Raw genomic sequence first — 15,289 nt, forward strand, 5'->3', positions numbered from 1 at the left:
AAAATTTACAAATAGTTTTCTGTAGGGTTATACGGTCAAATTGCAGAAAAAGACGTTTCACCCTGAATAAATTTTAACAAAAAAAAAGGGCATCAAATTAATTTGATGCCCTAATCCTATGACTTAAAGAAGTTTAGCCTATATTATTCACAACCTCCAGTAAACCCTTTTGCGTTAAATTTAGTTTGTACCGCACCCTGTCTGTTACCTTCCTTCACTTGAATGGCAAGGTTGTTCTCACCACTGCCATCACGCTTAGGACTACAGTATTCAAAAAGGTAAAAACTATTGGCCTGTTCCGAAACCCGAAAGGAAATATCATTAAATGTTGTTTCCAATTGCTCCTTATTCCCAGCAAATACACTAAAGGTCTTTCCAATTTTTCCCAAAACATCGGTATCAATTTCCGCTCCCAAACCTATACTGAAGAAAGCAATGTTCTTATTGGCGTTATCCACTTTTTTCAAGGCAGCAGATTGAGTATAACGGGAGGCCTGATCGGTACCATCCGTAAAAATAACTACCGAAGCTGCACCAATACGGTCATTGGTTGTACTTGCTGCCAATAACTTTTCTGCCTTGTCCGTAGCTTTGATGACCGCACCATATAAATCTGTAGAAGGATCCTTGCTAATATTGGCATTAATTCCATCAATAGAAGTCAAGAGTTCCTGTTTTACGTGGGTCAACTCGTTTAGCACATGCAACTTATCTTCTCCATCAAACCAATAAATGGCCATCTTAAAGGATTCTGTATCGGATGCCGGCATAACGTTGTTCACAAAACTTGCGGAAGCAGTTTTCAGTTCTTCCATACTACTGCTTAGAACACTATTACTTAAATCCAGCACCAAAATAGTGTTGTTATTGAAAATTTGTGAATTGGGGGAGATCCTGGCAAAGGACTCCGTAGTGGAAATGGTACTGAAACATTCATCATTTCTACCTTGCTCATAAATGGTAAACTGGTTTGCCGTTAATCCGGGGACTGGATCTCCGTCTGTATCAGACACCTTAAAAAATATGGATACCTTTCCCGGTAGTGTGGTATACTGGTCCTGAATGGACAATACCAATTCGCCATCGCCTAAATTTAGACAGTCGTCCACTGGTTTCCCAAGACCCAGATCGCCGCCGCCATTTACGCCGAATTCCACATCGTCATCCGCATTTCCACAAGATACAAATAAGGCCATACTGAAGCAGATAGCCGCCAACTTAATATATAATTTCATTTTCATAATTTTTAACGTTCACCTAGCAGAACGTTCAAAACTATTTAAAATTATAATTCAATTAAAAATAGGTGTTAATATTTGTTAAAGACTTTATTCACATTTTTTATTTGCTCCTTTAGAAGGTGTTCTTAGGTAAGGAAGTGACGTATTTTACATCGTTAAACTTACTTAACAAACCTATGGCTTTGATCAATAAAGCTTTGGTATTCCTAGGCTGCAAACCATAATGATGTCCTACTAAAAACTTAAGGGCATGAAAACTTTGGCTCAGGTGCACGACCAGTGCTAAATTTTTGTATTTTACATATCCCTTCGAAAAATAATGCTTGGGCTTGTTATGAATATACACTATTGTTCAGATTATGAAGGTATGAGCCAAATGGCTTTTGATTCCCTTTTGACCAATTTAAAGACAAAACCACAGCAGTTGATATGTACGGCCACAGGTTATTCACCCACTAGGCTTTACGAGAAATTGGCAGAATCCTACCGAAGCACCCCAAAGATCTTTAAGGAAATAAAAATTATAAAACTGGATGAATGGGGTGGAACCAATGGAGATTATCCCAATACCAGTGACTACTATATTCACGAGAAACTTTTGGAACCCTTGCAAATTTCAAAAAGCAATTATTTGTCATTCGACAGTAGCCCTACAGATGCAAAAAAGGAATGCGATCGTATGGAAAACGAAATTCAGGAACACGGACCAATAGACATCTGTATCCTAGGTCTAGGAAAAAATGGGCATTTAGGTTTTAACGAACCTTCCAAAACCCTGTTCCCGGACTGCCATATTGCGGATCTAAGCGAGTCTTCCTTAAAACATCCCATGGCCAATAAAATGAAGACCAAACCCACTTATGGCTTAACCTTGGGCATGGCCAACATTCTAAAATCAAAGAAAATTATTCTACTGGTCACCGGACCGAGCAAGAAAAAAGCCATAAAAAAATTGTTGAGCAGGGAAATAACCACCTTCTTACCAGCTTCCTTTTTATGGTTGCATCCCAATGTGGAATGCTTTTTGGATAAAAGTTCCCTTTAGATCTAGCGGATAATCCTTATCCCAATTTTTATTTAAGATATATTTGATGAACTTTAAAATAAATGGTTCTTATTGTGGGAATGCACCTCTTAACAATCTGTTAAAATGACATAAGCTTTCCGTAAATTTGGTAACTTGTAGAGTATTAATTTTATCAACTTAAAAACATCAACTATGCCAAAATACGAAATCAATGTAAATGGAGCTTCCAAAAGTGTAGATGTTGCGGAAGACACCCCGTTATTATGGGTACTACGTGATCATTTGGATTTGGTAGGAACCAAATATGGCTGTGGTATTTCCCAGTGTGGGGCCTGCACGGTTCATTTGGACGGCAAAGCGGTAAGAAGTTGTTCTTTGCCCATTGCTTCCTTAGCTGGACAGAAAATTACCACAATTGAAGGACTTTCCGAAAATGGCGACCACCCTGTACAGCTGGCTTGGAAGGAAGTAGATGTTCCCCAATGCGGTTATTGTCAGGCCGGTCAAATAATGACAGCCTCCGCCTTCTTGGACAATAATCCAAATCCAACATCGGACGAAATTAAAACGGCCATGCACGGTAACATTTGCAGATGTGCGGCCTACACCAGAATTCATAAGGCCGTAGAGATTGCCGCTACCAAAATAGGGTAGTCCATTCCTATCTGGAAATTTAGGCTACCATATTCGCATACCCCTAAAAAAATAAACCCTCGGAGTATTGAGGAATAAAAACTAAAAAAATTATGTCAACATCATCAATAACTTTCAATAGACGGGCATTCATCAGGACATCCTCCCTAGCAAGTGGTGGACTGCTGATAGGCTTTAATCTTTTTACGGCCTGTAAACCCAAGGTGCAGCCCCCTGTAGATATTTCCCAGTTAAATTTTAATGACTTCAATGCCTTTATAAAAATTGCCGATAATGGTGCCGTAACCATTTTCTCGCCCAATCCTGAAATAGGACAGGGTGTTAAAACAGCCATGCCCATGTTGATTGCCGAAGAATTGGACGTGGCATGGAAGAATGTTTATGTGCAACAGGGTATTTTGGATACCGAGAATTATACCAGACAGCTTGCCGGAGGGAGTCAGTCTATCCGACTGGGATGGGAACCTTTGCGACAAACTGGGGCTACGGCCCGACAAATGTTGGTTAATGCCGCTGCTGCCAAATGGGGCGTAGATCCATCGGAATGCACAACCTCGGAAGGGGTAATCACCAATGCCAAAGGGGAAACTTTGGGCTATGGCGATGTGGTTAGGGAAGCAGCAGCCCTGGAAGTTCCGGAAAACGTAACACTTAAGGAACCCAAGGATTTTAAAGTTATCGGAACCGATGCACCCAATGTGGATATTGATAAAATAATTACCGGAAAACCACTTTTTGGGTTGGATTATAAGGTTGAAGGCATGGTATACGCCAGTGTGTTGCGCCCTCCCGCCTTTGGTAAAATATTGGACTCCTATGACGACACCAAGGCCAAGGCCATGCCGGGCGTTTTGGATGTAATCAGAATAGGGGAGAAGGCCAAAGAGCTTTCAAAAGAAGGGATAGGCAATTGGACGGTGACCTTAGGTAAAAGTGATAAAGTGGTTGTCATTGCCAAAACTACTTGGGAAGCCCTAAAGGCAAAAGAAGCCATATCCGCTACTTGGGTAGATGACAGCAATTTGGAAAGCACTGAATTTCAGGATAAACAATTACTGGGACTTTTGGATGGAAAGGAGTTCAAGACCCTTAGAAAGGACGGGGATATAAATAAAGCATTTTCCCAGGCCGATAAAATTTTGGAGCGCACCTATGAATCACCATTCCTTCCACATAATTGTATGGAACCCATGAATTTCTTCGCCAATATTACCGACGAAAAAATTCATTTGGTTGGGCCTGTACAGACACCCGAATTCGCTGCCACTGCGGTAGCGGGTATGTTGGGTAGGGACGTGAAAGACGTTCATTTGGAAATGACCCGTATGGGAGGTGGTTTTGGAAGGCGATTGTACGGGGATTTTGTTTATGAAGTTGCTGAAATTGCCGATGCCATAAAAAAACCGGTGAAGTTGGTATTTTCCAGAGAGGATGATATGACGGCCGGTACCTATAGACCGGCAATAAAATATAGAATCAAAGCGTCCATAAAGGATGGTCAAGTAACCGGATATCAATTAAAAGAGGCTGCCATTGGGGGGAACATGTACGGATTAATACCCAATTTCTTCCCTGCCGGGGCCATAGAGAACTATCAAGTGGATGTGGCCAACTATCAAAGCAATATTACCACAGGGGCTTGGAGAGCTCCCTATACAAATTTCTTGGCCTTTGCCGAACAAAGCTTCTTTGACGAACTGGCAGAGACCATGGAAGTGGATCGAATCCAATTGCGCCTTGATCTATTGGAAAAAGTTAAGGGAACTACGGATGAGCGTATCGAATATTCCCCAGAACGCATGCAGAATGTTATAAAAGTGGCCGTGGACAAATCTGGTTGGGGCAAAAAAGAGGAAGGCGTATTCCAAGGTTTTGCTGCCTACTATTGCCACAATTCCCATGTTGCTGAGGTGGCCGATGTTGAAATTGAAAATGGAATGCCTGTCGTAAAAAAAGTTACCTGTGTAGTGGATTGCGGAATTGTAGTGAATCCTTTGGGCGCCAAAAACCAAATAGAAGGTGGTGTTATAGATGGAGTTGGCCATGCCATGTACGGAGATTTAACCTTTCTGGATGGACAACCCCAATCGCAGAACTACGATAAATACCGATTGATCCGGATGGGGGAATTTCCAGTGGTGGAATCCCATCTGATACAAAATGACCTGGCTCCAACGGGATTGGGCGAACCAACATTGCCTCCGGCAGGGGCAGCAGTGGCAAACGCCTTAAAAGCCGCTACGGGAAATAGATTTACCCAACAGCCCTTTTCAAAATTCCCGGAACTAATGCAAGTCCCAACAAAAGCAATTATAGGATAATATGACCATACTACTTTTTGGAGTAACAAAAGATATTATAGGGAGTGCTACACTGTCCATGCCCAGCTCCAGCGAGTTTGGATCCAAAAAATCCAAGACCGTTAAGGAGCTTAAGGATTACTTGGGCAAAATGTACCCTGAACTCAAAAAATTATCCTCTTTGGCTGTCGCCGTGAACAATTCTTATGCTAATGATGACACCATAATCGATAATTTTGATGAAATTGCACTAATTCCGCCGGTAAGCGGGGGATAAGTAAAAAAAGAGGATAAATGCTGATAGACAATCACAATAGGAAAATAAATTACCTGCGCTTGGCAGTAACCGATCGCTGCAACCTGCGATGCAACTATTGCATGCCATCGGAAGGAATAAATTTTGCGGAAAAAGACTCCCTTTTTACCATAGAGGAACTCTGTAGATTGAGTGATATTATGGTAGGACAGGGGATAGACAAAATAAGGATAACCGGTGGGGAACCCTTTGTTAGAAAGGACTTAATGGTATTATTGCGCAAACTTTCGTCTTTGGAAGGTTTGAAAGATATTTCCATTACCACCAATGCCACTTTGATAGGGCCCTATATTCAAGAATTAAAAACCTTGGGCATAAAAAACATCAATGTGAGTTTGGATGCCATTGATAAGGAAACCTTTGAAAGGATCACCCGACGCAATCAATATGATACCGTATACGGTAATTTGGTAAAATTGATAACTGAAGGTTTCAATGTTCGTATCAATTTTATTGCCCTCGAGAATCAGAATACCCAAGATATAATACCTATACTCGAGGTTATGAAGCATTATCCGGTTTCTGTACGATTTTTGGAGGAAATGCCATTCAACGGTGGCTCCAAGTCTTTCAACACCATAACCTGGGATTACAAAAAAATACTGAGCCATATCCAATCAGAATATTCTGAAATAACAAAACTGGAATCGCCCAAGACCTCTACCTCCATAAATTATAAGATTAAAGGTCACAAAGGAACTTTTGGACTTATTCCCTCCTTTACCCGTACCTTTTGCGGAAGTTGTAATCGACTAAGAATATCTGCCACAGGCGATGTAATCACTTGCCTGTACGGTAAACCCAGAATGAATTTAAGGGATGTGATGAGAGGGGACAATGTAGAATCCCAAATCAAAGAACATATTCTTAAGGCTATTGGCAGTAGGTCAAAAACCGGCTTTGAGGAACAGGAAAAATATGATGGAATATTTGAAAATTCAATGACCTCCATAGGAGGATAATTCCATCTATCCGCCGAGCGGAACAAACTTGTTCCCAGGGTGGAAATTAAAAAAATAACTACAGATAATGAGCTCCACTAAAATATATGGTCTAGTACTTACCGGTGGAAAAAGTACCAGAATGGGAACCGACAAGGGTTTGATAGAATACCATGGCGTAGCACAACGCGAATATCTATATCAACTTCTGCAGACGGTATGCGACAAAACTTATATGAGTATCCGAGAGGAACAGGCCCCGGAATTCTCCTCCGATCACCAACTTATTATTGATGAAGACCAATTTAAAGGTCCTTACAACGGACTTTTAAGCGCCCACAATTTTAACCCAGAGGTGGCTTGGTTGGTATTGGCCTGCGATTTGCCCTTGATGGACGTGAATGCACTACAACAGCTGATCGACCTGAGAAATCCGGACAAATTGGCCACTGCTTTTGCTACTAGGGAAAGTGGTTTGCCAGAACCTCTTTGTGCGATATGGGAACCTTCAGGTTTAAAAAAATCATTGGATTATCTGGAAAACGGGCCGGGTACATGTCCACGGAAATTCTTGATCAATGAGAATATTAAATTGGTATTTCCCGAGAACGAAGAAGTATTGTGGAATGCCAACTTTAAGGAAGATTATGAAAAGGTATTGCTAAAGTTATCGCCCAATCAATAATGGCTGATGGGTTGTAGAAGGAATAAAATTATGATAGTTATTTGCAGATGGACATCAATAGATATCAAAGACAGACCATTTTAAGGGAATTTGGACCGGAAGCCCAACAAAAGCTGAAAGACTCCAGTGTCCTAGTGGTCGGTGCCGGGGGTTTGGGAATTCCAGCGCTTTTATATCTGAATGCCATGGGGGTTGGTACCATAGGCATAGTAGAACAGGATATTGTTGAAATTACCAACCTACAGCGCCAGGTACTTTATACCGAAGGAGATTTAGGAAAGCCAAAAATTGAAGTGGTGCTGGAGCGATTAAAAAGACAAAATTCAAGTACAAATTTTAAGCCTTTTGACACCTTTCTTACCCGGCACAACGCCTTGGAAATTATAGCTCAATTTGATATTGTGGTAGATGGTTCCGATAATTTCCCGACTCGATATCTGATCAACGATGCCTGTGTAATCCTAAAAAAACCTTTTGTTTCCGGTGCCATTCAAGGCTTTGAGGGACAACTTAGTGTCTTTAATTATCAAGGCGGCCCTACCTATAGGTGTCTGTTTCCCAACATGCCTAGCGCGGAAGAAATTCCGAATTGTAACGAGAACGGGGTATTGGGGGTAATTCCGGGTATCATAGGAAATCTTCAGGCATTGGAAGTGGTAAAAGCAGTTAGCGGAATAGGAGATGTTCTTAATGGCAAACTATTGTTGTTCAATGGGTTACATCAATCTTATCAAACCATTAATTTCAATCTACAACCTCAGAATACAGCCATAAAAAAACTTCTAAAATCCTATGGTTCAGAGGCATGTGAAATACACCAAAACATCAGCGTAGAAGAATTGGAAAAAATATTGAAAGATCAAAAGCATGTTCAAATAATCGATGTAAGAACGAAAAAAGAATTTGAGAATTTTCCATTGCCCCAAGCGAAAGCGCTTAATATTCCCTTGAACGAATTAAAGGGCCGGATAAAGGAATTGAACTCCCAAAGTCCAATATATCTCCTCTGCCAATCCGGAACGAGAAGTGATATGGCAGTAAGAATGTTGGAAGAATTAAATCCCAAACTTGAACTTTATAATATTGTAGGGGGAGTGGATCGATTCCTTGCCCTTCAAAATTAAAACCATTTTTTACAATTACCATAAATTTCCACAACACTAAACAATATGGCGAAGCATTACGACCTAGAGCGATTGGGATACCAGAAAGAAGATATCCTTTTAATGATACATGCGGATGACGCCGGACTATCATGTTCAGAAAATGCGGCTACCATAGAAGCCCTGGAAACAGGTATTGTAAATTCCTATAGTATTATGGTCCCCTGTCCTTGGTTCTGGGATATGGCTCATTTCGCCAAACAGCATCCCCAGTACGACTGTGGAATCCATTTAACATTGACCTGCGAATGGAAACAATATAAATTTGGACCGGTGCTGCCTTATTCAGAGGTCTCAAGTTTGGTGGACAAACAGGGTTTTTTCCATGCCAAGAGAGATTTGGTAAAGAAATATGCCAAACCCCAAGAGGTTAAAAAGGAGCTCAAGGCCCAAATTGATAGGGCATTGGCCGCTGGAATTAAACCAACCCATTTGGACTCCCATATGTACACCCTGGGCCTCACCAAGGAACTCCTAGCCGTTTACAGGGAATTGGGGAGGGAATACCAGTTACCTATTTTTTTAAGCGATCAGCTGATGAGAGAGGTAGGTAATCCTGACTCGCTTCAGGAAGGGGACAACTTGGTAAATGCAGTACATATAGGCAATTATAAAGCTATGGAAAGTACAGGTTTGGATGAATTGTACACTCAGCAACTAAAAAGCCTAAAAGCGGGATTCAATATGATTTTGATCCATCCAGCTTTTGACAATATGGAAATGAAACAAGTCTGTGTTGACCATCCCAATTTTGGTTCCCTATGGCGCCAAATGGATTTTGATTTTTTTACAGATCCCAATACGTTAAGCTTACTTAAGGAAAGGAACATTAAACCCATAACTTGGAGAGAAATACAGAAGATAAGCCTTTAACAAATCTCCTTTTAATTGTAACTTGTGTTCCATGATTTCCTTTAAAGACGCTTATCATAAAGTTTTGGCCCTCTATCAGGATTTTGGCCTTGAACAGATTCCCCTGGAAACTGCTATGGGCAGAGTACTTGCCGAAGATATTGTAGCCGATAGAAATTTCCCTCCTTTTAATAGGGCCACCAAAGACGGTATTGCTATAAATTACGATGCCATTGAAAACGGCCTGACCTCTTTTAAAATAGAAGGGGTATTGGCCGCCGGCATGCCATCCCAACAATTAAAGGACACTTCCAATTGTATTGAAATAATGACCGGGGCAGTGGTTCCCAACAATGCGGACACAGTGGTAATGTACGAACATCTGATTATTGAAAACGGGGCGGCCACCCTTACCAAAAACCCAAACAGGGGACAGGACATTCACTTGGACGGAAGTGATCAGAAAAAAGGGGATCTGGTTTTGAAAAAACACTGCATTTTATCAGCCTCCGAAATTGGGGTCTTGGCAGCTGTGGGCAAAGCATCAGTTAAAGTTCGCAAACTACCCAAAGTGGCAATTGTATCTACAGGGAACGAATTGGTGGAGGTCGAAGAAATCCCCTTACCCCACCAAATACGCAAATCCAATATCCATACCCTTTACGCTGCCCTGTCAGAAGAGGGTATTGTCCCGACCAAGCTTCATCTGCCAGATGAAAAAGCCAGTATAAAAAAAGCACTTGACAATACTTTACGGGAGCATAAGGCCGTCCTTTTAAGCGGCGGGGTGTCCAAAGGCAAGTTCGACTTCCTTCCACAAGTACTGGAAGAATTGGGCGTAGAAAAGATATTTCACGGGGTATACCAACGCCCGGGAAAACCGTTTTGGTTCGGAATCCAACGAGAAACAAAAACAGTAGTTTTTTCATTTCCCGGTAACCCGGTATCCACCTTTGCAAACTATAATGTCTACTTTAAGGATTGGCTAAGACGTTCCTTGGGCCTTCCCCTACCAAAAATTGATGTAATTTTAAAGGAAGCCGTTGCCGTAAAGGGAGATTTAACCCTGTTATTAAGGGTGAAAATAATGTTTAATCGAGGGCATTTGGTAGCAACCTTGGTAAAAGAGAATGGATCTGGTGACCTTTGCAGCTTGGTGATTACGGATGGATTTATAGTGCTCGAACCAAAAATTGATGCGTATGAAGTAGGGGAGTTGGTCCCCTTTGTCCCTACCAGAGATTTATTATAATTATGACACACGAACTAAAAAAAATTATTAGGGAATATCAGTCGGCCACATCAAAAGGGCTAAAATGTGTTTTGGCCACCGTAGTGGCACTGGACGGCTCCTCTTACCGAAGACCTGGAGTAAGGATGTTGATTCTGGAAGACGGACATATGATTGGCGCAGTAAGTGGTGGATGTGTTGAAAAGGAAGTAGTAAGACAGGCCCAGTCCGTTTTTGCCGATGATATATCCAAGGTAATGACCTATGACGGTCGATATAGACTTGGGTGTGAGGGTATTCTTTATATTTTACTGGAGGCCTTTAGACCAGATAAGGCATTCTTGGAAACCTTTGAACAAACCATTGCATCAAGACATCATTTTAGAATACAATCCTTTTTTGAAAAAAAGGAGGGCTCCAATGCCAACTACGGCTCCATGGTCATATTTGGTCAAGAGCAATTGCCCCTATTGCCAGGGTTCCATACCCAAGAGAAGCTTGAGGTATTTGAGCAAAGCATGAAACCCTGTTTTAAACTATTCATCATCGGAGCCGAGCATGATAGCGTACAGTTATGCAATTTTGCCGCCATGGCAGGCTGGGAAGTTACCATCGTAGCTGACCCATCCGAAGAAAAGAATATTTTGGATTTTGAAGGTGCCCATGACTTTCTGGGAATCTTACCAGAAAGCTTTCCGTTGGCCGAAGTTGACCAGCATACTGCCATTATTCTAATGAACCACAGCTATTCCAAAGACTTAAAGTATTTATTGACATTAAAGGATTCAAAACCCATATATTTAGGACTTTTAGGTCCATTTAGAAGGCGGGAAAAACTTTTTAACGAACTAATGGAACTAAGCCCGGAGATCTCGTACGAATTTCTGGACGGTATCCACGGTCCGGCCGGACTCAACATAGGCGCCGAGACCCCTCAGGAAATTGCCATTTCCATAGTTGCCGAAATTTTATCGGTGATCAGGAAAAAGGAACCTATGCTCCTTAAGAATAAAGAAACTGGGATTCACGATTGATGCCCAAAAAACTAAAAATAGCGATTTTGATCATGGGGGCCGGTACTTCCTCCCGCATGAAGGCCATAAAGCAACTGCTCCCCTGGGGAGACAGCACTTTCATTGGCAATGCCTTAAAAAATGCACAAAGTTCCAAGGCTAGCACCGTACTGACCGTTTTGGGGGCCAATGCCGCTGAAATAAAAAAGGTTACCGATTTTTCGGCTACTCAAGCCGTACTTAACCCCAACTGGAAAATGGGATTGGGGAATTCGATTGCCTTCGGCACCAAACAGCTTCTGGAGCAGGACCAAGACTATGATGGTATTTTAGTGATGCTGGCAGACCAACCCTTGATAGATGAACCATATTTAAATACGTTGATCGATACTTTTTCCAATTCCGAAAACAGCATTGTGGCCACCAAATATGATAATAGGGTAGGAGTGCCCGCTATTTTTAGAAAAATCCATTTTGATGCCCTCCAGGAATTGAATTCCGATTATGGGGCCAAGGAAATTATAAAAACACATCTTAAGGATGTTTTAAGTATTTCCGCTGACGGAAAAGAGCTGGATATTGATACTAAGGACGAATACGAGAAGGTGAGAAGGGACCTAGATTCCGGAGACTAGAGCCTGGACACTTGGCTATTCCCAAATTCCTCTACATTGTTTCATAATAGAGTTGGCAGCGGCGGTTGGCAGTAGGCAGGTTCAAGGAATCATATATATTAACGCTGTCCGTTCGGAGTCGAGAACTGCATATAATCAGTACTACGGTTTAAGAGTTCAAATGCGTTGGCCAAAACCAAATACGTCATTGCGAAATGCTAAGGCGTAGAAGCAATCTTTTTCTTAATAAGTTGGCAGTGGCGGTCGGCAGTAGGCAGGTTCAAGGTTCAAGGTTCAAAGTTCAAGGACTTATATATTAACGTTGTCCGTTAGGGCGGAGTTGAGAACTGCATATAAGCAGTGCTGCGGTTTAAGAGTTCAAATGCGTTGGCCAAAACCAAATACGTCATTGCGATCCTGCCTATCGGTAGATAGGGAGCTAGGTAGAAGTAGCAATCTCTTTCTTATAGAGTCGGCAGTAGCGGTTGGCAGTTGGCAGTTGGCAGGTTCAAAGTTCAAATGCGTTGGCCAAAACCAAATACCTCATTGCGATCCTGCCTATCGGTAGATAGGGAGCTAGGGCGAAGAAGCAATCTTTTTCTTAATAAGTTGGCAGTAGCGGTTGGCAGTTGGCAGGTGCAAGGTTCGAGGTTCAAATTTTAAAACCTTGATCCTTGAAACTGTAACCTTGAACTATAGCGCCAGCCTTATGCCAGGGATTCATTTTTCAAATATTTTTTGGCTTCAAACTTTTAGGTTGTCCGTTATATAACATAAATTTAGAATCTAATTTAATGACGAAATGACTTTAAAGAATTTAGCCCCCCTATGTATTTTGCTTATTACCTTTTCCAATGAAGCCTTGTCCCAGAACATGAGTTTCGAGGAATACAATCCTGTTTCCACCCTTAAAGTACCTGGAAAAGAAATACATAGGGCCAAATTCCCATTTATAGATGTTCATGGCCATCAGTATCAAATGCCAACACAGGATCTTTCCCTACTTATTGCTGATATGGATAAACTGAACTTGGCCATCATGGTCAACCTCAGTGGTGGATCGGGAGAAAGAATAAAACAATCCCTGGAAAACATAAAGAACCATTATCCCAACAGATTTGCGGTTTTTGCCAATGTGGATTTTGACGGGGTTGGTAAACCTAGCTGGTCCGAGAAGGCCGTAGCGCAGTTGGAAGCCGATATAAAGAACGGTGCCAAGGGACTTAAGGTATACAAAAGTCTAGGTTTGCTGGATACCGATGCCTCTGGCAAGCGATTGGCCGTAGACGATGATCGTTTAAGTGCCATCTGGGAAAAATGTGGAGAATTGGGCGTGCCTGTCCTAATACACTCAGCAGACCCGAAACCCTTTTGGGATGAGGTAAATTCCGATAACGAGAGATGGTTGGAACTAAAAACACACCCACGTAGAAAGCGCTCGGCAACGGATCCTGCCTCTTGGGAACAGATTATAGCGGAGCAGCACAGGATGTTTAAAAAGCACCCGAAAACCAACTTTATAAATGCACATATGGGATGGTATGCCAATGATCTGGGTACTTTGGCTAGGTTAATGGACGAAATTCCCAATATGTATGTGGGTATTGGGGCCATAATTGCAGAATTGGGCCGACAACCCAAAAATGCACATAAATTTTTTGTGAAATATCAGGACCGAGTCCTATTTGGTAAGGACAGTTGGAAACCGGAAGAATTCCCAACCTATTTTAGAGTATTGGAATCCGATGATGAATATTTTCCGTACCATAAGAAATACCACGCTTTCTGGGCCATGTACGGAATGGACTTACCGGATGAAGTCCTTAAAAAGTTATATTACAAGAATGCGTTAAAACTCATTCCTGGATTGGACAGGAGCTTATTTCCAAAGGATTAGCTATGCCCAAAAGAGTGGACTATTTGCTTTCCCGGGGGCTTTGAATCTTTTCCAATTTCCCATATTCCTGAAAAATACCACAAGAATCGGGTTTTTTAACAAGGGACTGTTCCTTTTTTCTTTTAGCCAAAGCTTCAATCTGTGGTGATAAAAATGACATATCTAACTTTTTTTGTTATATAAAATTACTTTTTTTTAAGAACGCCATTGGAATTAAATTGTTGTTTAATTGTTAAATTTTTTGCCTGATATCTACGACTATATCACTCCACCGACAATCCCAATGAGGATTTAAAAATATTTTACAATTAGTATTCAAAGTTGTAAAACCATCTAAATCAATAACTTATACATCATACTATAAACTAATGATCACAATTGCGATCCAATAGGCCAAATTCCCATTTTATTAGAACTTTCTACGATTATAAACATCCAGTATCTAGGATCTTGGTACTTTTTATTCCCACTTCTCAATACTCAATACTAACTTCTCAATACTCAATACTCACTTCTGTATAATTACTTTGAAGAATCAATCGTATGTTTCATCCTATTTTAACATTTAAATCGCTGTGATTTTATATTTTTCCGCGAAAAACAAACCCATCGCATAAATATTCCGTAGGTAGAGTATAAAAAAGGTATCCGTGACCAAGAAAAATGAAAAAGGCCTTAGGCCGTGGTTGGTTAGAAGTGTAGCTGTCTTTATGGGCATCTGCTATCTCATGGCCCCCATGCAGCAGGAGGTTACGGAACTGATGCACTTTTTGTCCCATAGACTTCATCAAGGATTAGGTCATCACTCCATTGCCTCCCACACCCACGATTTTCATGACCATGACAGGCAGGATAAAGCCCAAGATGGGACATTAACCTATTCCACAGAAGCCCACGAGCATAAAGGAGCAAATGAAATAGCCCTACATGGCCATCCCCAGTCACACAATTCAGAATCCCACAGTCATGAGATTATAGATTTTATGAGTATGGCTTTTAGTGCTTCAATCCCAACCCACCATGAAAACGACAAGATTAAGCTACAATCCGATTTGGACAAGCACCTAGTGGTTTACACTAATAGTCATATCCAAACTATCCCGGCCTTTGTAAAAACCTATTTTTCCAACCTAAAGGAAAACACCTCAAAAGGAATTCAATTTCTCATTGTACCTCCTCCAAAGCCCATTTATTAATTTTTGGAACGTAATAATTTCTAAAAGGCATCCAACATCCAATACTGGATATATTGGTTCGCTTCTACATTGTTATTATCCAATTCTGAAACACTTTAAAGAAAAGACATTCAACCCAATCCCTTTTATGGCCATTGGTTTTAGAGGGATAGTTATGTC

At 41.3% G+C, this 15,289-nt stretch carries 14 protein-coding genes; 13 read left to right on the forward strand and 1 reads right to left on the reverse strand.

The features are described from left to right. Window positions 1-143: 143 nt before the first annotated feature. Window positions 144-1,235: a vWA domain-containing protein gene (locus U735_RS0112825; protein WP_031444205.1), complete on the reverse strand. Its 1,092-nt coding sequence runs from the start codon at window positions 1,233-1,235 to the stop codon at window positions 144-146. Between the two features lie 340 nt (window positions 1,236-1,575). On the opposite strand from U735_RS0112825, the gene U735_RS0112830 reads away from it, so the two are divergent. The 13 genes from U735_RS0112830 (at window position 1,576) to U735_RS0112895 (ending at window position 15,130) form a co-directional block, all read left to right on the forward strand. Further along, window positions 1,576-2,286 carry a galactosamine-6-phosphate isomerase gene (locus U735_RS0112830; protein WP_031444206.1) on the forward strand — a complete coding sequence of 237 codons (711 nt, stop codon included), beginning with the start codon at window positions 1,576-1,578 and terminating at the stop codon, window positions 2,284-2,286. A 174-nt stretch (window positions 2,287-2,460) separates the two neighbouring features. Then, window positions 2,461-2,922: a (2Fe-2S)-binding protein gene (locus tag U735_RS0112835; protein WP_031444207.1), complete on the forward strand. Its 462-nt coding sequence runs from the start codon at window positions 2,461-2,463 to the stop codon at window positions 2,920-2,922. A gap of 92 nt (window positions 2,923-3,014) precedes the next feature. Further along, window positions 3,015-5,243 (forward strand): xanthine dehydrogenase family protein molybdopterin-binding subunit, encoded by a 2,229-nt coding sequence (locus U735_RS0112840; RefSeq protein WP_031444208.1) that lies wholly within the window; start codon window positions 3,015-3,017, stop codon window positions 5,241-5,243. Between the two features lies 1 nt (window position 5,244). Next, window positions 5,245-5,499: a MoaD/ThiS family protein gene (locus U735_RS0112845; protein WP_031444209.1), complete on the forward strand. Its 255-nt coding sequence runs from the start codon at window positions 5,245-5,247 to the stop codon at window positions 5,497-5,499. Between the two features lie 17 nt (window positions 5,500-5,516). Further along, complete coding sequence (moaA, locus tag U735_RS0112850; protein ID WP_083260690.1) at window positions 5,517-6,500, forward strand: GTP 3',8-cyclase MoaA; 984 nt, start codon at window positions 5,517-5,519, stop codon at window positions 6,498-6,500. A 67-nt stretch (window positions 6,501-6,567) separates the two neighbouring features. Then, complete coding sequence (locus U735_RS0112855) at window positions 6,568-7,164, forward strand: NTP transferase domain-containing protein (RefSeq protein ID WP_031444211.1); 597 nt, start codon at window positions 6,568-6,570, stop codon at window positions 7,162-7,164. A gap of 47 nt (window positions 7,165-7,211) precedes the next feature. Beyond that, a complete protein-coding gene (locus U735_RS0112860; protein ID WP_031444212.1) occupies window positions 7,212-8,288 on the forward strand; it encodes a HesA/MoeB/ThiF family protein in 1,077 nt (358 codons plus the stop codon). Between the two features lie 45 nt (window positions 8,289-8,333). After that, the gene (locus U735_RS0112865; RefSeq protein WP_031444213.1) at window positions 8,334-9,200 is read left to right on the forward strand and encodes a polysaccharide deacetylase family protein; all 867 of its coding nucleotides are present in this window, start codon (window positions 8,334-8,336) and stop codon (window positions 9,198-9,200) included. 31 nt (window positions 9,201-9,231) lie between these two features. Further along, window positions 9,232-10,431 (forward strand): molybdopterin molybdotransferase MoeA, encoded by a 1,200-nt coding sequence (locus U735_RS0112870; RefSeq protein WP_031444214.1) that lies wholly within the window; start codon window positions 9,232-9,234, stop codon window positions 10,429-10,431. A 2-nt stretch (window positions 10,432-10,433) separates the two neighbouring features. After that, window positions 10,434-11,444, forward strand: a complete 1,011-nt coding sequence (locus U735_RS0112875; RefSeq protein ID WP_031444215.1) for an XdhC family protein — start codon at window positions 10,434-10,436, stop codon at window positions 11,442-11,444. After that, complete coding sequence (locus U735_RS0112880; protein ID WP_051892137.1) at window positions 11,444-12,058, forward strand: nucleotidyltransferase family protein; 615 nt, start codon at window positions 11,444-11,446, stop codon at window positions 12,056-12,058. The genes U735_RS0112875 and U735_RS0112880 overlap by 1 nt, the downstream gene beginning before the upstream one ends. Before the next feature lie 781 nt (window positions 12,059-12,839). After that, the gene (locus U735_RS0112885; RefSeq protein WP_031444217.1) at window positions 12,840-13,934 is read left to right on the forward strand and encodes an amidohydrolase family protein; all 1,095 of its coding nucleotides are present in this window, start codon (window positions 12,840-12,842) and stop codon (window positions 13,932-13,934) included. Window positions 13,935-14,584: 650 nt separating this feature from the next. Beyond that, on the forward strand, window positions 14,585-15,130 hold the full coding sequence (locus tag U735_RS0112895) for a hypothetical protein (protein WP_146032837.1): 546 nt from the start codon (window positions 14,585-14,587) through the stop codon (window positions 15,128-15,130). The last annotated feature ends 159 nt before the right edge of the window (window positions 15,131-15,289 follow it).

This window comes from Arenibacter algicola, assembly GCF_000733925.1.
GTDB lineage: Bacteria > Bacteroidota > Bacteroidia > Flavobacteriales > Flavobacteriaceae > Arenibacter > Arenibacter algicola.